At 56.0% G+C, this 17372-nt stretch carries 18 protein-coding genes; 13 read left to right on the top strand and 5 right to left on the bottom strand.

The genetic code is table 11. The features are described 5' to 3' along the window. Window positions 1-27: 27 nt before the first annotated feature. A complete protein-coding gene (locus METAL_RS05590; RefSeq protein WP_005370426.1) occupies window positions 28-1737 on the bottom strand; it encodes a ShlB/FhaC/HecB family hemolysin secretion/activation protein in 1710 nt (569 codons plus the stop codon). Window positions 1738-2190: 453 nt separating this feature from the next. Between METAL_RS05590 and METAL_RS05585 the strand changes: the two genes are divergently transcribed. The 3 genes from METAL_RS05585 to METAL_RS05575 all read left to right on the top strand — a co-directional run bounded on the left by METAL_RS05585 (window position 2191) and on the right by METAL_RS05575 (window position 3436). Then, window positions 2191-2583, top strand: coding sequence for a helix-turn-helix domain-containing protein (locus METAL_RS05585; RefSeq protein WP_005370425.1), 393 nt, complete (start codon window positions 2191-2193; stop codon window positions 2581-2583). Between the two features lie 215 nt (window positions 2584-2798). Beyond that, window positions 2799-3092: a type II toxin-antitoxin system ParD family antitoxin gene (locus METAL_RS05580; protein ID WP_005370424.1), complete on the top strand. Its 294-nt coding sequence runs from the start codon at window positions 2799-2801 to the stop codon at window positions 3090-3092. Beyond that, the gene (locus METAL_RS05575) at window positions 3089-3436 is read left to right on the top strand and encodes a type II toxin-antitoxin system RelE/ParE family toxin (RefSeq protein WP_005370423.1); all 348 of its coding nucleotides are present in this window, start codon (window positions 3089-3091) and stop codon (window positions 3434-3436) included. Before METAL_RS05580 ends, METAL_RS05575 begins: the two co-directional genes overlap by 4 nt. A gap of 169 nt (window positions 3437-3605) precedes the next feature. Here METAL_RS05575 and METAL_RS20505 read toward each other — a convergent pair whose 3' ends face one another. Next, entirely contained in the window at window positions 3606-4352 is a 747-nt protein-coding gene (locus METAL_RS20505) for a hypothetical protein (protein WP_005370422.1), read from the bottom strand. Window positions 4353-4821: 469 nt separating this feature from the next. Here METAL_RS20505 and METAL_RS05570 point away from each other — a divergent pair, with 469 nt between their 5' ends. Continuing rightward, window positions 4822-5430, top strand: a complete 609-nt coding sequence (locus METAL_RS05570; protein ID WP_031431170.1) for a hypothetical protein — start codon at window positions 4822-4824, stop codon at window positions 5428-5430. Further along, window positions 5399-5956 (top strand): helix-turn-helix transcriptional regulator, encoded by a 558-nt coding sequence (locus tag METAL_RS05565; protein ID WP_040578290.1) that lies wholly within the window; start codon window positions 5399-5401, stop codon window positions 5954-5956. Before METAL_RS05570 ends, METAL_RS05565 begins: the two co-directional genes overlap by 32 nt. Before the next feature lie 189 nt (window positions 5957-6145). Here METAL_RS05565 and METAL_RS05560 read toward each other — a convergent pair whose 3' ends face one another. From METAL_RS05560 to METAL_RS05550, 3 genes are all read right to left on the bottom strand, one after another. Next, a complete protein-coding gene (locus METAL_RS05560) occupies window positions 6146-6685 on the bottom strand; it encodes a TonB-dependent receptor domain-containing protein (protein ID WP_031431166.1) in 540 nt (179 codons plus the stop codon). 311 nt (window positions 6686-6996) lie between these two features. Next, entirely contained in the window at window positions 6997-8091 is a 1095-nt protein-coding gene (locus tag METAL_RS05555) for a DegT/DnrJ/EryC1/StrS family aminotransferase (RefSeq protein WP_005370420.1), read from the bottom strand. Window positions 8092-8201: 110 nt separating this feature from the next. After that, a complete protein-coding gene (locus tag METAL_RS05550) occupies window positions 8202-9131 on the bottom strand; it encodes a Gfo/Idh/MocA family protein (RefSeq protein ID WP_005370418.1) in 930 nt (309 codons plus the stop codon). Between the two features lie 330 nt (window positions 9132-9461). On the opposite strand from METAL_RS05550, the gene METAL_RS05540 reads away from it, so the two are divergent. The 8 genes from METAL_RS05540 (at window position 9462) to purF (ending at window position 17305) form a co-directional block, all read left to right on the top strand. Continuing rightward, window positions 9462-10100: a phosphoribosylanthranilate isomerase gene (locus tag METAL_RS05540; RefSeq protein WP_005370416.1), complete on the top strand. Its 639-nt coding sequence runs from the start codon at window positions 9462-9464 to the stop codon at window positions 10098-10100. Then, entirely contained in the window at window positions 10090-11292 is a 1203-nt protein-coding gene (gene trpB / locus METAL_RS05535) for a tryptophan synthase subunit beta (RefSeq protein ID WP_005370415.1), read from the top strand. Before METAL_RS05540 ends, trpB begins: the two co-directional genes overlap by 11 nt. Continuing rightward, window positions 11289-12092, top strand: coding sequence for a tryptophan synthase subunit alpha (trpA, locus tag METAL_RS05530; protein WP_005370413.1), 804 nt, complete (start codon window positions 11289-11291; stop codon window positions 12090-12092). The genes trpB and trpA overlap by 4 nt, the downstream gene beginning before the upstream one ends. A 115-nt stretch (window positions 12093-12207) precedes the next feature. After that, window positions 12208-13167 carry an acetyl-CoA carboxylase, carboxyltransferase subunit beta gene (gene accD / locus METAL_RS05525; protein ID WP_084675341.1) on the top strand — a complete coding sequence of 320 codons (960 nt, stop codon included), beginning with the start codon at window positions 12208-12210 and terminating at the stop codon, window positions 13165-13167. Between the two features lie 21 nt (window positions 13168-13188). Further along, window positions 13189-14463, top strand: a complete 1275-nt coding sequence (gene folC / locus METAL_RS05520; protein ID WP_005370406.1) for a bifunctional tetrahydrofolate synthase/dihydrofolate synthase — start codon at window positions 13189-13191, stop codon at window positions 14461-14463. A gap of 4 nt (window positions 14464-14467) precedes the next feature. After that, complete coding sequence (locus tag METAL_RS05515; RefSeq protein ID WP_005370401.1) at window positions 14468-15244, top strand: SPOR domain-containing protein; 777 nt, start codon at window positions 14468-14470, stop codon at window positions 15242-15244. Beyond that, window positions 15244-15774, top strand: a complete 531-nt coding sequence (locus METAL_RS05510) for a CvpA family protein (protein WP_005370400.1) — start codon at window positions 15244-15246, stop codon at window positions 15772-15774. The genes METAL_RS05515 and METAL_RS05510 overlap by 1 nt, the downstream gene beginning before the upstream one ends. Before the next feature lie 25 nt (window positions 15775-15799). Continuing rightward, the gene (purF, locus tag METAL_RS05505; RefSeq protein ID WP_005370399.1) at window positions 15800-17305 is read left to right on the top strand and encodes an amidophosphoribosyltransferase; all 1506 of its coding nucleotides are present in this window, start codon (window positions 15800-15802) and stop codon (window positions 17303-17305) included. Window positions 17306-17372 lie beyond the last annotated feature (67 nt).

Raw genomic sequence — 17372 nt, 5'->3', positions numbered from 1 at the left:
TTCTCGGATTCCTGCTGTTCCGCAATATCAGAAGGTTAATTTAAAGCCGCCGAACAAGCGCATGTCTTTGTTTAGCTCTGTCGATTGCTCCGGATGGAGTGGCTTTGCGCCTTCAACGTAACCGGAAAAGTAGCGGGTAACGGTCATGCGCATGCCGACGCCGGCCGCGTGGACCGCAATACCGGGACGATCGTAGTTGTAATGCACCTCACCGTAATCATGGAAACCATACAGGGTCATGTCGGCATTCGCGAAAGGAGTAAAGGTGTAACGCAATTCGGCTTTGGTCGCGAAGCCTTTGTCGCCGATGAATTCGGAGGGATCATAAGCCCGTAGAAATTGCTCGCCGCCGAGCGAGAATTGTTCGGGAGCGAGTAGCACATCCTCGGTGTATTGCCCTTGGAACGCGGCGAGGAAAGACCATTGCGGCGCGATCGCTTGCAGGCGAGCCAGATAGATATTGGTTTTAACGTAGTCGACTTCGCCTTGAGCGGCCGATAGTTTGGCGGTACCCGCCGCGCGTTCCGTGTCGGAGGGATCACGTGCGCCAAGCGCGTTGATGCCCTGGCTGAGTTCCAGATCGACCATGTTGATGCCGCGCCAGCTATCGGCCAAATCATAAGTTAGGCCGGCTCTGAACGAGCGGATGCGGTCGCTGGTGATGGTTTCATTGAAAAAGTCGCTGGAGGAGGTCGAATCGACCATCGAAAAACTGCCCCGCACGCTTAAATTGCTGTTGCGACTGCGGAGCAAGGGGTGCGCCAAACCGATGTTGAGCGATACCAGATGAGAATTCAAACCGTTAGCGATGTTGAACAAAGACGTGTTGGACCAGACCTGATTCAGCATCAGGGACAGGCGTGTGCCTTCGTTGAACAGTGGCAGGTCCTCGCCCAGCGACAGCACGGTCATCTTGTCTTCGAACGATTGGAATACCCGTGCATAGCTTTTTTCCTGCAGGCCGAGCGCATTATTCGCTTCACCGTATACCTCCGCACGGTAAGTGCCGAGCAACTTGGTCAAGCGGTTGTTGAAGCCGAGGGTGGCGCTGAACGATTGTTGCGTGATTTCGACAACAAGATCGGCCGCCCCCGGCGTGATAGGTGAAGGCACGAGCGAACCGTAGGCGTTGATGCCCGGCAAATCATTAATCAATAACAAATAGCGCTCCATTGCCGAGATATTGACCGGTTTGGCGGTGCGGATTTTGTCCGCATAGTTTTGCAACAGGCCGAGTACGTCCTTTATACCATCGCCCTGGAATCTGACTTCATTGATATGGCCTTCGACAATGTCGAGCCGAACGATGCCGTTCTGCAATGTTTGTTTCGGAACCAACACTTGCGCTAAAACGTAGCCGTCGTTCCGGTAATGAACGGTTGCGTTTGCGGCGGCGGCGCGCAATTGGTTCAACGTTACGGTTTTGCCCAATAAAGACGTAAAGAAACTCTTCAATTCGGCTTCGGGGTATACCGTACCGCCGGAAAAAGTTACGTCTTTCAGTTCAAAGGCGATGTCGCCATCGGTCGCTGACGGAATCGGCTGTTCCGGAATCACCTTGAGGGCAGGCGTGTCTGCTTTCGGAGTCGGGATCGCCTTAAGCTGTTTCTCGATCTGTCCAGGTTGGATGGCGCCCGGAATCTGTTGGCTTTGGGCTTCTACGCTTGTCGAGTTGGACGCCCATAGGACACCAAATACGGCGGCCCCTTTGGCAAATTTATGGTTTAAGAGTCTCACTTCGCTTCCTATTAAAGACGTTGAGTAATGGTCGAGTTGATTGCCACTTTAGCTCCGTTGAATCAATCATCTGCGTAGCCTGTAGGTTGGGTTAGGCGCTAGCCGTAACCCAACACGCGAAGCCGAATTCCGTTGGGTTACGCTTCGCTAACCCAATCTACGGGCCTAGTTAATAAGATAGGATCCGCCATTACAGGGCGTATCGCCGCCATTAAAAATAAAAAACATGCTAATGAATCCAATGGAATCCGTCATCAGTCATTTGACTGAAATGATCGCCGAAGAGCTGTCGGACTGTAGGGTGTTTTCGCGATAGCAAAACGCCGATGTGCTTCAAAGCGGTGGTGTCGGCGAATTTGCCTTACGTTGTACGTTGACGGGCGAATTATAAAAATGCCGTGAGTTTGCTACAATCAAGCCAGACTTGGTATTTCACCCATAGGATGTGTCTTTATGGCAGTACATGAAAAAATTCGCCTGCTCAGACAGTTGAAAGGCTGGTCGCAGGAAGAGGCGGCCAGTAAGCTGGAAATGTCGCCAAACGGCTACGGCAGTATCGAGCGCGGCGAAACGGACGTGAATTTGTCGCGGCTCGAGCAGATTGCTGCTTTGTTCGGCATTAAGCTTGCGGATTTGTTTGAGCTGAATGAAAAAAATGTTTTCAATCTGGCGGGGTCGAACAACGATCAAAGCCACTGGCACATTGGCGTGTGTTCGCCTGAATTCATGCAATTGAAGGTCGAGCTGGAAAAACTGCAATTGCTCGTCGAGCAGAAAGACAAAGAAGTGGCGTATTTGAAAGAAATTATCGATTTGCTGAAGGCGCCCGGAAACGATAAATCATGATGGTTTGCGGGTGTTGCATGTCCTTGTTTTCGAGAGATGTGGAGCTGTAGGGTGTTTTCGCGATAGCGAAACCCCACAACATGCTTCAAAGCTATGGCGTTTGCTGACGCGAAACCGCCCTACGGTCCTCTGCAAACTGGGGAATTGGGTTGACAGTCCCATCTTGGCGTGAATAAAATGGCATAATCTGCCAATGCGCTATAGGAGAAAATGCCATGCCAACACGTAATGTCGTCATCACCAACCATCAAGCCGCCTTCATCGAGCAGTTGGTCGAAAGCGGGGAATACCAGAACGCCAGTGAAGTGCTACGCGAAGGCTTGCGTCTAGTGGAAGAGCGCCGGGCCGAACATGCCGCCAAACTCGCCAGATTGCGCGCGGCCGTCGACGTGGGAATCGCCGACAGTGAAGCAGGTCGCGTTACCCGATTTGAAAGTGGCGAAGAGCTGCAAGCGCATCTCAAGTCCATCGCTGCCAAGGCAATTGCGGACGGTTTAGCCGAAAGATGACCTTTAGTGGTACGAAGGGCTCTTGGAATGTTCAATTGGTTCGGCTTGCGGAACTGGATTTTGCGGAAATACTTCGTTGGACGGCCAGCAACTTCGGTGAACGTCAAGCAGTGATTTACGAAGCTACACTTTTGCAAGCAATTGATGCGCTGCGATCTGGCCCAAACATTATCGGCACCCGCCCACGCGACGACCTCGGTTCAGGTATCCGCACTTTGCATGTAGCGCGGCAAAGACGCAATGGGCGTCATTTCATCGTATTTCATGTCGTTGGTATAAGAGCCATTGAGGTGCTGCGCTTGTTGCACGACAGCATGGATTTGACCAGTCATTTGCCTTCCTGACCTCATGCCGTCCACAACAGTTCGGCGCCTTTGCCCTTGGCGTATTGGGCCTGATTGGTTTTCAGTTTATCATCCGTCTTCCAGCCTGTAGGGCGTTTTCGCGATAGCAAAACGCCGATGTGCTTCGAAGCGATGGCGGATTGCCTGTCGGCGAATCCGCCTTAGCGGGTTACTGGTAGATAACGCACATAAATCCTCCTCCATTGGTATTTTCAATACCTACCCATTCTTTTCCAGCGGGTATTTCACATGCTCGATAAGTTATTCTTGATCCAGTCGGAACTTTAACTGTAGTCGTAGACTGTCCAGGATTAAGGTCTCCCTTGCCTTGATGCCCTCCCCAAGTAGTACCATTAACGTAATGTGTAACACTGATCCTAACTTGGCAAGTGTTAGTTAGGCGATAATAAGTGCCATAATTGTCCGATTTGGATTGATCAACTTTTGATGAAACGCAATTTGTCATTGGTACGGAGTAACGACTGCTTGAGCCTGCATAAGATGATGCTTGGGCATTATTTGATACGTTGGAGTTTGACGTATTTGAGGAAGTAGCATAATCGCGGCTGCTACCGTACGTCGTGTACGCCCTTTGTGTTACAGTGCTAGCTATTGCATTAGAATTTTTTGCGGTTGAATAACTGGAAATACCACTTGGCCCAGAATATGAACGTCCTGAATTAGCTGCCGCAATGAGGGCTTTAGAGCCTGTTGTGACATCTGTAGTCCCGCCAAGAGTTACCACATCAATAAGAGCGGCCATAGTAATCCCCATCGTTCCGTACCAAAGCCCCGTTATGATATTACCTTGTGAAAACTCATTGCCGGTTTCCTTGATAGCTTTAGCGGTAGTGCAAGCGGTCGTATTCAAAACGCAACACAATAATATGACAAACTTTCCGAGTCTTCTTTTCATATATTTCTTTTATTGTTTTAAAGGCGGAACCGGTATTGTTTTAAAGGCGGAACCGGCGTGCCGGTTCCGCCGAATGAGGTTCTGCCGTGAAATGTCGGGTCGCTTGATATGGTGTCTACGTCCTTATCGCATTAGTTAGCATGTAGGTTGGATTAGGCGTCAGCCGTAACCCAACACTCGAAGCCGAATGCTGTTGGGTACGCTTCGCTAACCCAAACTACGAGACTTCTCGCATTAGTCAGTTCGTAGAAATTGCCGGAGCGAAGCTTAATTTATATAATCCCTCCCTGTCATCAGTCATTTGACTGAAACGGGCGTTCTTGCGGGCGTTTTTCGATCCTCACCCGCAGCGTCAGAAAGCAAAACAACGTTTTCGGCAAATTGCCGGGAATAGTGATTGGTTATCTAACCAAGTGCCTGCGTATTGGCAGCATCATTGAGAAATTCCGAGGGGTGAGCGGGGGGCGAAATGGAGGAGCAATTTGACGAACTGGTCGGATTGATCTACGACGCAGGCATGGAGCCGGCCGCCTGGCGACGGTTTCTCGAATGCTTTTCCGAGGCGATGCATTCGGCGGGATCCTTGCTGTTTGTACATGACTTCGGCACGGGCCACTCGACCACGGCCTCCTCGCCCAACCGAAGCTTCGTCGCCCAGGCGCGTACCGACGAGGATTTCCTCGAATCGCTCCAAAGGGAATTCGGCCACTCGAACGTCTGGCTGCAAAATGCCAAACGCTACGGTGAAGGCGTTCCGGTCATTTCTTCCCAGCTGTATCTGGACGCCGACCTGCCCAAAACCGAGTTTTTCAATGGCTGGCTAAAGCCGCAAGATTATTTCTATTCGATCGGCGGCGCGATCTTGCAGCAAGGGGATGTTTCGGTACGGGTGACGACATTGCGCTCGCGCCGCGCCGGCCTATACGGAGAGCGAGATCGCCTTGTATCGGCGTCTCATGCCGCACTTGCAGCGGGCGCTGCGCATTCACTGGCGCTTATCGTTGGAGCAGGAAACGCGCTACTTACGCGAACACGCCCTGGACCGGATGAGTCAAGCGGTGGCCTTGTTGGACGGTGATGGCAAGGTGTTGTTCGCCAATCGACAGGTCGAGGCCGTTTTCCGGGAGGGCAGCGGCCCGCTGGTCATCAACCAGAGGCTGACCGCCGCCGGCGCACAGGATGCCGCCGCGATTCGCGAAAGCCTGTATCAGGCCCGTCAGGGTTTTGGCGGCAGCATGGGCGTAAAGGGTATCGGGACCAGCCAGCGTTGGATGATCACTTTCATGCCGCTGCCCAGCGCCTTTACCCAAACTTTAACAGAGCAAGCGCGCATCATGGTGCTGATCGCAGAACCGGGCAAGCTGGCTACGGGCAATCTCGGCGGCTTTGCCCAGCTTTACCGTCTCACTCCGGCCGAAACCCGCGTTTTAGAGCAATTACTGCTGAAAGACAGCACCCAGGAAATCGCCGAAAGCCTGCAAATCGGCATCAAGACCCTGCGTACTCAGCTCAGCGCCTTGTTCGCCAAGACCCAAACCAAAAACCAGCGCGAATTGGTGAAGTTTTATTTGTCGCATCTGATGGCTGGACCGATGCCGCCGTAAATCATCCACCGTTGTACCGGAGAAATTGTTTGATGGGTTTCGCTGGCGCTCCACTCATTCTATTAGGTGACAGACACGTCGAACGGTGTTGCGGACGACTTTGGACGTGCGGCAAAAGCCAGTGTCAACTTTTTGTTGGCGGTATGGCTACATTTCGCTCGGCCGGTAGCCTGGGCATCGATTGCCGGTTCAAAGCCGGTAGGAAAGGCCGCCGTAGACCACGGCGCTGGCATGATCAAAACTATGGATATCCGGCGTCTTGTCGTTATTGATGTTTTCGCCGCGCACGTACAAATCGAGCTTGGGCGTTACCCGGTAGTTGGTGTGAACGTTCAGATGAAACGCGTCGTCCACATCCAGCGTGTTGCCGAGATCGTTTTGAGACAGGCTGCGGTAGATGCCTTCGACCCATAAGGTCAGCGGCAGATTCGGCGCGCGCCATTCGCCCCAAGCGCGGACGCTGTGCGGGGCCTGAAACGGCAACCGGCGTCTATTGTCGAGATTGCGGCTATCGTTATAGGTGTAAGCCGCACCGCCGCGCCATTGCGGGTTGAAAACAAGCTCGCTACTCGTTTCGATGCCAGCGATACCGGCATTGGCGACATCGCTGACACACTCGCCGATGCAAGGGAAGGCATCCGGAAACGGTAAATCATGATTGATTTCCGGGCGTTGTAGTCTTTTTCCCGTTCTCACGCGCTGCGCGTAGGAACGATGAGGGGAAGTCATTATCGACCCAATCCTTTGTTTTCGAGGGGCCTTAGGCGCTACGGTTTTGCGGGAGCGCCCACCTTCGCCGCGGCTTTCGAATAAAGCCCAATCGCTTTGAATGCGCGATAATTCCTGCTTTTTGCCAATTCTCGATGCCGTAGGCGAGTCTATAAAAAGTTGTAAGAGGCCCTTGATTGCCTTACAGAAACGCCTTCATGGTCCGCATAGGAATTGGCCGATATGAACTTTCCGGTATGCCGGTAGACCTGCCAGGTTTTTAAAACCCGGCAGGTCTTTGACCGGGAAATGATTTGAAGCCAAATCCATAATCAAACCAGCGCGGCGCGAATCACCTTCACGATCGACTCTATCGTCCGATCATCCAGCTCCGAGCAGATCGGCAAGGACAGGCAGGTTGCCGCCACCTTTTCGGTATTCGGCAGGCTGACGCCGGCGCATTCGTCTTTGAACACGTTCTGTCGGTGCAGCGGCACCGGATAATAAATCGCCGAGGCGATCCGGTTTTCCTGCAGTGCCTTCATGACCTCGTCGCGGCGGTCGCACAGCAGCGTGTACTGATGATACACATGCTCCCCGACGCCATCCTCAAACGGCGTGGTCAAGGGCAAATCGGCCATCAGTTCCGAATACCGGTGCGCGGCGCGGCGGCGCGCACCGTTGTAGCGGTCGATCCGTTTCAGTTTCGCGCGCAGGATCACCGCCTGCATCTCGTCGAGCCGGCTGTTGTAGCCGATGATGTCGTGGTAATAGCGCACCTTCGAACCGTGATTGCGCAGCATTTTGATCGTTTCGGCGGCCGCGTCCGAGTTGGTCACGACCAGGCCGCCGTCACCGTAGGCGCCAAGGTTCTTACTCGGAAAGAAACTGTAGCCGCCCGCGTCGCCGATCGCGCCGGTCTGCCTGCCGCCGATCGAGGCGCCGAACGACTGGCAGCAGTCTTCGATCAATTTCAGATTGTGTTGCGAACAGATTGCAGTAATCCGCGCCATGTCGGCCGGCTGGCCGAACAGATGCACCGGCATCACCGCCTTGGTGTTCGGCGTGATCGCCTGCTCGATCGCCTCCGGCGAAATATTGAAGGTCTTCGGATCGATATCGACGAACACCGGCTTCGCGCCGACATAGCGGATCGCCTCGGCGGTCGCGATGAACGTGAACGCGGTCGTGATCACCTCATCGCCGGGGCCGATGCCTTCTGCGATCAGCGCCAGATGCAGCGCATCGGTGCCGGATGCCACGCCGATCGCATGCTTGACGCCCAGATAATCGGCGCATTCCTGTTCGAAAGCCTGCACGTTCGGGCCGAGAATGAATGAACAATTCGCGATCGTCTCGGCGAGGCCCTGCTCGACCTCGTCCTTGATTTCGGCGTATTGGGCCTTCAGGTTTACCATTGGGATCATGTTATCTGCCTAAATATTTCATAATAGTAGGGTGGATAAGCGAAGCGCATCCACCACGAAAAGGCCGGCGTGGGTGGATGCGCTTCGCTTATCCACCCTACGCTTAACCTTTAATTCAGAAGCTCCGTAATCCTGATCGCAGTTGCCAGCGCTCTTCTTCCCGCTTCTCCAGGCACCAGCGGATTTTCGCCGGTTTGTATGCAAGCGACGAAATGCCGGATTTCTTCCAGCAGCGCGTCGCTGGTCGCGAACACCGATTCTTCGGTCACGATCTCGGGAATGCCGGGAAACATTTCCTTCTCGCCGGTGCGGTGCTTGGTCAAGACGCGGTTCTGGAAATCGACCGACACGTACGAAGACGGGCGGAACAGACGCATCTTGCGTTCCAGTTTCATGCTGATCCGGCTCGCGGTTACATTCGCGACGCAGCCGTTTTCGAACAACAGGCGCGCGTTCGCGATGTCGGTGCCCTGGGTCAGCACCGCCGTGCCGCTCGCGTCGATCCGCTCGACCTCCGAATCGACCAAAGCCAGAATGATGTCGATGTCGTGAATCATCAGATCGAGCACCACGCTGACGTCGTTCGCGCGCGGATTGAACGGCGCCAGCCGGTGCGATTCGATGAACAGCGGCTTTTCTTCCTTGTCGAGCCCGAGCACGGCCGGATTGAAGCGTTCCAGATGGCCGACCTGCAGGACCCGGTTATTTTCATGCGCGATCGCGATCAGCTCGTCGGCTTCCTCCAGCGTCACCGTAATCGGCTTTTCGACCAGCACGTGCGCGCCGGCCGATAGAAAATGCTTCGCTACCCGATGATGCAGCGTGGTCGGCACGACCACGCTGACCGCATCGATCCGGCCCAGGAGCTCCCGGTAATCGGTCACCGCCTTCGCGCCGTGTTTCTCCGCGATATTACGGGCGGCAGCCTCGTCGATATCGACCACTGCGGTCAGTTCGCAGTCCGGCAGCGAAGCGTATTTTTCCGCGTGAAACTTGCCGAGATAGCCCGTACCGATTACCGCGCATCTTAATTTTTTCATCTATCTCATCCAACCGTCATTGCCGACATTGTTTTCCAGCGGGTCAGCCCAAAACGGTTTTCGCGCGGCTAACCCATAACTTGCCAGGTTTTAAAAACCTGGCAAGTCTTTCAACAAACCGTCCATTGTAAATGAAGCACGGACTTATTCAAATGGCGCAACTTTATCTGAAAGCCGGACCTCTGCAAATGCGGCGAAAAAAGCCATGTTTTCGTTTTAAATTTAAAAAATCCCCCGTTCCGAAACCGGCGAATTTTCGGAATCAAGGACGGCCGCCTTTTATGATATTCTATAAGGCTTGGTTTTTTTCTTAAATTCCCATATCACTTTATGCGAACTCGCGTTAAAATTTGCGGCTTTACGCGTGCCGAGGACGCGCGCGAAGCTGCGCTGCTCGGCGCCGATGCGGTCGGCTTAGTGTTTTACCCGCCAAGTCCGCGCAACGTCGACATCGACCAGGCATTGAAGATCGTCGGCGCCCTGCCCGCGTTTACGACGACCGTCGCATTGTTCGTGGATGAGGAAGAGGCACGGATACGGGAAATTTTGCAGCACGTGCCGATCGATTGCCTGCAGTTTCATGGCGACGAGGCGCCCGAGGCGTGCAGGCTTTACCGCAAACGCTATATCAAGGCGGTCGGGGTCAAGCCCGGCACCGATATTGCGGAGTTGGCGCGGCAATATCACGATGCGGCGGGACTCTTGCTCGACGCCTGGCATCCGGATGCGAAAGGCGGCACCGGCAGCCTTTTTGACTGGAAGATGATCCCGGAACAATGCGGCCTGCCGATCATTTTGGCGGGCGGCTTGAATCCGGAAAACGCCTGTGATGCGGTACGGACGGTCAAACCTTATGCGCTGGATGTCAGCAGCGGGGTGGAAGCGGCCAAAGGTGTTAAGGATGCGGCCAGAATGGCGGCGTTTTTAACAGAAGTTAATAAGGGTGACACAATAAATTATGACCAATAAATACAATATGCCCGATGCGCGGGGGCATTTCGGCCCCTACGGCGGAACGTTCGTCGCGGAAACGCTGATCCGGCCGATCCAGGAACTTAACGAAGCCTACCACCGCTATTTGCAGGACCCCGACTTCCTGGCCGAACTGGATGCCGACCTACAGCATTACGTCGGCCGGCCGTCGCCGCTGTACCATGCCGAACGCTGGAGCCGCGAACTCGGCGGCGCGCAGATCTACCTGAAGCGCGAAGACCTGAACCATACCGGTTCGCACAAGATCAACAACACGGTCGGCCAGGCCCTGCTGGCCAAGCGGATGGGCAAAACCCGGATCATCGCCGAAACCGGCGCCGGCCAGCACGGCGTCGCGACCGCCACCGTGGCGGCCCGTCTGGGCCTCGAATGCGTCGTGTACATGGGCGCGGTCGACGTCGCGCGCCAATCGCTGAACGTGTACCGGATGAAGCTCCTGGGTGCGAAAGTCGTCGCGGTCGAATCCGGCTCGAAAACGCTGAAAGACGCACTGAATGAAGCGCTCCGCGACTGGGTCACCAATGTCGACAACACCTTCTACATCATCGGTACGGTCGCCGGCCCGCACCCGTATCCGGCGATGGTCCGCGACTTCCAGGCCATTCTCGGCCGCGAAGCGAAGCAGCAATGCCAAGAAATGACCGGTCGCCTGCCCGACGCGCTGGTTGCCTGCGTCGGCGGCGGCTCGAACGCGATCGGCCTGTTCTATCCGTTCATCGACGACGAGAGCGTCAAAATGTACGGTGTCGAAGCGGCCGGCGACGGCATCGAAACCGGACGCCATTCCGCACCGCTGTCGGCAGGCCGCCCGGGCGTCCTGCACGGCAATCGCACCTATCTGATGGCCGACGACGACGGCGAAATCATCGAAACCCATTCGATCTCGGCAGGACTCGACTATCCGGGCGTCGGCCCCGAGCATTCCTGGCTGAAAGACACCGGCCGCGCAACTTACGTCAGCATTACCGACGACGAAGCGCTCGAAGGCTTCTACGCGCTGACCCGGATGGAAGGCATCATTCCGGCGCTCGAATCGAGCCACGCGATGGCCTACACGATGAAGCTGGCCCCGACGATGAAAAAAGATCAAATCATCATTGTCAACCTGTCCGGCCGCGGCGACAAAGATATGCAGACAATGGCCAAACGCGAGGGAATTTTACTGTGAGCCGATTAGCCGCCAAATTCGAAGAACTGTCCCAAAACGGCCGCAAGGCGCTGATCCCGTTCATTACCGCGGGCGATCCGTACCCTGCTTTCACGGTGCCGATGATGCATGCAATGGTCAAGGCCGGTGCCGACGTGATCGAACTGGGTGTGCCGTTTTCCGATCCGATGGCCGACGGCCCGGTGATCCAGCGCGCCAGCGAACGCGCGCTCGCACATAAGATGAGCCTGCGCCGTACGCTGGAAATGGCGATGGAGTTTCGGCGCACCGATGCCCAAACGCCTCTGGTCTTGATGGGCTACCTGAACCCGATTGAAGCGATGGGCTATGGGGGCTTTGCCAATGCCGCACAGCGGGCCGATGTCGACGGCGTGCTGACCGTCGACCTGCCGCCCGAGGAAGGCGAAGCCTGCGCCGCCGAATTGAAGACGCGCGGCATCGATACGATCTTTTTGCTGGCGCCGAACAGCAGCGCGGAGCGGATCAGAAAAATGGGTGAGATCGGTTCGGGCTACCTTTATTATGTGTCGCTGAAAGGCGTCACCGGCGCGGGGCATTTGAATACCGCCGATGTAGAGCAAAAACTCAAGGAAATCCGCGCAAACGCCAGCCTGCCGGTCGGCATCGGCTTCGGCGTGAAAGATGCGGAGACCGCGAAAACTGTCGCCGGCATCGGCGACGGCGTCGTGGTCGGCAGTGCGCTGATCAGCCATATCGAAGCGAATCCGGACGATCCCGAACGCGCCAAAAGCGCAATCATCGACATGCTGAGCGCGATGCGCCAGGCCATGGATAATTAAAAGAATCTCCCCCTACCCCCTCTTTTTCAAAGAGGGGCTTTACGCTTACTCGAGTATCTGACGATGGGGATGAGTAGTTACACGACAACCGCATTAACGCGCGCAACGAGGCACAATGACAATGAGTTGGTTTCAGAAACTGGTTCCGTCTACCATCAGAACGGAAAACTCCAATAAAAAAGGAGCCGTGCCTGAAGGTTTGTGGAATAAATGTCCCAACTGCAATGCAATTCTTTATGCGCTGGAGCTGGAAAGAAATCTGCACGTTTGCCCGAAATGCGAACATCACATGCGCATTTCGGCGCGAACCCGGCTGGACATTTTCCTGGACGCCGAAAGTCGGGAAGAAATCGGCAAAGGCATCAAGCCGACCGATCCATTGAAATTCCGGGACAGCAAGAAATACAAAGACCGTATCGCTCAGGCGCAAAAGCAGACAAAGGAAACCGACGCCCTGGTCGTTATGAAAGGCAAACTGAAGGGTATCGACATCGTCGCGGCCGCATTCGATTTCAATTTCATGGGCGGCTCGATGGGCTCGGTCGTCGGCGAGCGCTTCATGCGCGGCGTAAACAAAAGCCTGGAGTTCGGCTGCCCGTTCATCGTGTTTACCGCGAGCGGCGGCGCCCGGATGCAGGAATCCTTGTTTTCGCTGTTCCAGATGGCCAAGACCAGCGCCGCGCTGACCAAGCTGTCCGAGGCCGGCATTCCGTACATTTCGTTCATGACCGACCCGACCATGGGCGGCGTTTCGGCGAGTCTGGCGATGCTGGGCGACATCAATGCGGCCGAGCCGAACGCCTTGATCGGTTTTGCCGGCCCGCGCGTCATCGAACAAACCGTACGCGAAAAACTGCCGGAAGGCTTTCAGCGCAGCGAGTTTTTGCAGGAACACGGCGCGGTCGACATGATCATCGACCGCCGCGATATCCGCGACAAAATCGCCAGCATTCTGAGCATTTTGTCCCCGGTAAGAACCGAAGCACTGGCGCGGCTGGAATATCTTCAGAATCCGGAGCCGGAAACCGTCGACGAAGTGCCCGGCGAAAGCCAAGTCGTAGAAGAAGACCAGTAGCCGATTGCGATCCCACCGTTGATGCCGCGTTTCAATACGCTAAAAGACTGGCTGACCTGGCAGGAAAGCCTGCATCCTTTAGCGATCGACATGGGCCTGGAACGCGCCGCGCGCGTTTTCGCCGCGCTCGATCCGGATTACCGGAAACCGGTTACGATCACCGTCGCCGGCACCAACGGCAAAGGCTCCTGCGTCGCCTATCTCGAAACGATCTACCGGGCGCAGGGCTACCGGGTCGGCGCTTATACCTCGCCGCATATTCTACGCTACAACGAACGCATCAAGATCGACGCCATCCCGGCCGCCGACGAACTGATCTGCGAAGCATTCGCCCGAATCGAAGCGGTCCGCGACAACACCTCCTTAAGTTATTTCGAGTTCAGCACGCTCGCCGCGCTCGACATTTTTTCCCGTCGCCGCGTCGATATTCAGATCCTGGAAGTCGGCATGGGAGGCCGCCTCGACGCGGTCAACATCGTCGATCCGGACGTAGCGCTGATCAGCAGTATCGGGATCGATCATGTCGACTGGCTCGGCCAGACCCGCGAAGCGATCGGCGCCGAAAAAGCGGGCATCTTCCGTACCGGCGTGCCGGCGATTGTCGGCGATCCGGAGCCGCCCGCCTCGCTCTTGCAATGCGCCCAAAACAAAAACGCCAAACTGTTCCGCATCGGCAGAGAATTCGGCTACCAAAAAAACGCCAACGGCTGGCATTGGCGCTGTGCCGGCCAATCGCTCGAAAATCTGCCGCCGCCGGCGCTGAAAGGCGAACACCAATACCGGAACGCGGCCTCGGCGATTCTGGCAGCCCGCCAATTGTCGCCGGTTCTACCGGTCGACATCGCGGCGATCCGGCACGGCCTGGAAAATGTAAAACTGGCCGGCCGTTTTCAGTTAATTGATGATAGAATTCCCTTGCTGTTGGACGTGGGGCATAATCCGGAAGCCGTAAAAACTTTGGTCGAATACCTGCAGGAACATTGCCGGCATTACCGTATCCGCGCGCTGTTCTCGATGATGAAAGACAAGGACATCAAAGGCGTGCTCGAACTGATGAATCCTTTGGTTCACGACTGGTTTTTCGCTCCTTTGACGAATCCCCGAACGGCTAATGAGGCGCAAATGCGCGCAATCTTCGAACAGTGCGGAATCTCCGCCGCGCACTTCGGCTTTCAGACCTTCAACGAAGCCTTTGCCGCCGCAAAAACCCAGTTGCAAGAAGGCGATCTGCTGCTGGTCTTTGGCTCTTTCTTTTTGGTATCCGATTGCCTCTCCGCGCTAGATAAAGGTGAATGACGAAATGGATCAAGAACTGAAACAACGATTGATCGGAGCGGCTGTCGTCACGGCGCTTGCCGCCATTTTTATCCCGATGCTGTTCGACGATCCGGTCGACACCAGCGGCCAGGCCGTCAGCGAAATGACGATTCCCGAACCGCCCGCCGGTTCGCCGAACGGCCCCGAAAGCAAACTGCCTGCCGATGCGGCGAGCATAGAGAACGCGCCCGGCAACAATCCCTCTACTCTGAATGTTACCGCCGGAGGCGTCGAAAAGATCGAGCCCGGCCTTCAGGAAAACCCATCGGCCGATTACGAGCCGCCTGCCGAAATGGACGCCGCCGATGCCGAAAATGCGCCGGATGAAGACATCGAAACCGTCCCCCCGAAACCGGCGCCAACCCGCACGCCGCCCGTGGTCAACGCCCCGGTCAAAACGGCCGCGCCGAAAACCGCTCCGGTTCCCGGCCGGACCGCAAGCGTTACCGAACCGTCCGCCGCAGTCGAACCTGTCCCCTTGAAATCCTCAGAGACGCCGGCAAAGGCAGCGCCGAAAAGCACGGCAAAATTCGAACGCTGGACAATCCAGGCGGGCAGCTTCACCAAAAAGGAAAATGCGCTTTCGCAACGCGACAAACTGCGCAAGCTCGGTTTTCCGGCCGCCATGGAAACCTTATCGACCGACAAGGGCCCTATTTACCGCCTGAAGGTCGGCCCCGAACTGAGCAAGCAGCGCGCGATCGAGATCAGGAACCGCTTGAACCAACAGAACATCAAGACGATCATTCTGGCCGAGTGATGGCGGCGGTCCAATTCATGGCCCAGTTTTTTGCGAAGATGCTGTGGATTGATTACGCGATTGTGGTGCTGCTGGCATTCTTTCTGTTGATCGGCTTGCTGCGCGGCGCGGCGCTGGAAGCGCGTTCGCTGGCCTGCTGGCTGATTGCCGCCGCGATCGGCTGGTATTTTGCCGACGCCTACACCCGCGCGATCCGCTCGGAGTTCACGAATCCGAAAGCGGAAATCGCGGCCGCGTTCGCAATCCTGTTCGTGCTGACCCTGACGCTAAGCGCATCGATATTTTTTATCCTCAACTTCAAAAAAGAACGGATTTATCCTTCGCTTTTCGGGCATTTCGCCGGCCTGCCCGTCGCCCTGTCGCGCGGCTTGCTGTTCGTCTGCCTGATCGTGATTTTTGCCGGGCTCACGCCGCTGCCCAGGGACAGCTGGTGGCATGAGTCGATGCTGCTGCCGCATTTCCAGAATACGGTCGTGTGGCTAAAGACCCGTTTTCCGTCCGGATTTTCGGATTTTCTTCATTATTCTTGATTTTTTAAGGCTTGGACTTATCGATATGTGTGGTATTGCTGGAATTGTTTCCCATCAAAACGTCAACCAGGAGTTGTTCGACGCCCTCACGGTGTTGCAGCATCGGGGACAGGATGCCGCCGGAATCGTAACCTGCGAAAACGGCCGTCTGCATTTGCGTAAGGAGAACGGTCTGGCCCGCGACGTGTTCACCAATGCGCACATGCTGAAACTGAAGGGCGCCATGGGGATCGCCCATGTCCGCTACCCGACCGCCGGCTGCACCAGTTCGGCCGAGGCCCAGCCGTTCTATGTGAACTCGCCGTTCGGCCTGACGCTCGCGCACAACGGCAACCTGACCAACACCAATGAATTGAAAAAAGCGCTGTTCGTCGAGGACCAGCGCCATATCAATACCGATTCCGATTCCGAAGTGCTGTTGAACGTGTTCGCGCACGAGCTGCAGAATCTCGGCAAACTCAGTCTGACCGTCGACGACGTGTTCGAAGCGGTGCGCGGCGTGCATCGCCGCTGCCGCGGGGCTTATGCGGTCGTGGTGATGATCACCGGCTTCGGCATCCTGGGCTTTCGCGACCCGCACGGCATCCGCCCGGTCGTGTACGGCGAGCGCAAGACCGACAAAGGCTCCGAATTCATGATCGCCTCCGAAAGCGTCGCGCTCGACGTGCTCGGTTTTAATCTAATCCGCGACGTCGAGCCCGGCGAGGCAGTCTTCATCGAACAATCCGGCGAACTGCATACGCGGCAATGCGCGGATACGGTCGACCATTGCCCCTGCATCTTCGAATACGTCTATTTCGCCCGTCCCGACTCGATCATCGACGATATTTCGGTCTACAAGGCGCGTCTCCGGATGGGCGAAAAACTCGCGCAAAAAATCCTGCGCGAATGGCCCGATCACGACATCGATGTCGTCATCCCGATCCCGGACACCAGCCGCACCGCGGCGCTGGAAATGGCCAACCGGCTCGGCGTCAAATTCCGCGAAGGCTTCATCAAAAACCGCTACATCGGCCGGACCTTCATCATGCCCGGCCAGAAAATGCGCGAAAAATCGGTCCGGCAAAAATTGAACGCGATCGGCCTCGAATTCGAAGGCAAAAACGTACTGCTGGTCGACGATTCGGTCGTGCGCGGCACGACCTCGGCCCAGATCATCCAAATGGCGCGCGACGCCGGCGCCAAAAAAGTCTATTTCGCCTCCGCCGCGCCGCCGGTCCGCTACCCGAACGTTTACGGGATCGACATGCCCGCCGCACACGAGCTGATCGCGCATAATCTGTCCGAAGAAGAAGTCGGCAAGGCGATCGGCGCGGACCGGATCATCTACCAGGATCTGCAGGACCTGATCGACGCGGTACGCAAAGGCAATCCGGCCATCGAGCATTTCGATACCTCCTGCTTCAGCAAGGAATACGTCACCGGCGATATCGACGACGCCTATCTCGAACATATCGAAGACCTGCGCAACGACCATGCGCAAAGCCAGCGCAATGCCCAGAACTTCATCATCGAAATGCAGAATTGCTAACGATTAATCCACAGAAACGCGCAAGCATTGTAGGCCGGGTTAGCGATAGCGTAGCCCGACAACATCA

Source organism: Methylomicrobium album BG8 (assembly GCF_000214275.2).
GTDB lineage: Bacteria > Pseudomonadota > Gammaproteobacteria > Methylococcales > Methylomonadaceae > Methylomicrobium > Methylomicrobium agile.
The sequence above is the reverse complement of the archived record's forward strand: the minus strand, read 5'-3'. Positions and strand labels throughout refer to the sequence as shown.

What these genes read in the sequence shown, in the direction of transcription:
- folC (WP_005370406.1), top strand. Translation starts at nt 13,189, where the DNA reads ATGCCGCGTTTCAATACGCTAAAAGACTGGCTGACCTGGCAGGAAAGC.
- METAL_RS05510 (WP_005370400.1), top strand. Translation starts at nt 15,244, where the DNA reads ATGGCGGCGGTCCAATTCATGGCCCAGTTTTTTGCGAAGATGCTGTGG.
- METAL_RS20505 (WP_005370422.1), bottom strand. Translation starts at nt 4,352, where the DNA reads ATGAAAAGAAGACTCGGAAAGTTTGTCATATTATTGTGTTGCGTTTTG.
- METAL_RS05570 (WP_031431170.1), top strand. Translation starts at nt 4,822, where the DNA reads ATGGAGGAGCAATTTGACGAACTGGTCGGATTGATCTACGACGCAGGC.
- METAL_RS05555 (WP_005370420.1), bottom strand. Translation starts at nt 8,091, where the DNA reads ATGATCCCAATGGTAAACCTGAAGGCCCAATACGCCGAAATCAAGGAC.
- METAL_RS05515 (WP_005370401.1), top strand. Translation starts at nt 14,468, where the DNA reads ATGGATCAAGAACTGAAACAACGATTGATCGGAGCGGCTGTCGTCACG.
- METAL_RS05585 (WP_005370425.1), top strand. Translation starts at nt 2,191, where the DNA reads ATGGCAGTACATGAAAAAATTCGCCTGCTCAGACAGTTGAAAGGCTGG.
- METAL_RS05550 (WP_005370418.1), bottom strand. Translation starts at nt 9,131, where the DNA reads ATGAAAAAATTAAGATGCGCGGTAATCGGTACGGGCTATCTCGGCAAG.
- purF (WP_005370399.1), top strand. Translation starts at nt 15,800, where the DNA reads ATGTGTGGTATTGCTGGAATTGTTTCCCATCAAAACGTCAACCAGGAG.
- METAL_RS05560 (WP_031431166.1), bottom strand. Translation starts at nt 6,685, where the DNA reads ATGACTTCCCCTCATCGTTCCTACGCGCAGCGCGTGAGAACGGGAAAA.
- METAL_RS05565 (WP_040578290.1), top strand. Translation starts at nt 5,399, where the DNA reads ATGAGTCAAGCGGTGGCCTTGTTGGACGGTGATGGCAAGGTGTTGTTC.
- METAL_RS05540 (WP_005370416.1), top strand. Translation starts at nt 9,462, where the DNA reads ATGCGAACTCGCGTTAAAATTTGCGGCTTTACGCGTGCCGAGGACGCG.
- trpB (WP_005370415.1), top strand. Translation starts at nt 10,090, where the DNA reads ATGACCAATAAATACAATATGCCCGATGCGCGGGGGCATTTCGGCCCC.
- METAL_RS05580 (WP_005370424.1), top strand. Translation starts at nt 2,799, where the DNA reads ATGCCAACACGTAATGTCGTCATCACCAACCATCAAGCCGCCTTCATC.
- METAL_RS05575 (WP_005370423.1), top strand. Translation starts at nt 3,089, where the DNA reads ATGACCTTTAGTGGTACGAAGGGCTCTTGGAATGTTCAATTGGTTCGG.
- accD (WP_084675341.1), top strand. Translation starts at nt 12,208, where the DNA reads ATGACAATGAGTTGGTTTCAGAAACTGGTTCCGTCTACCATCAGAACG.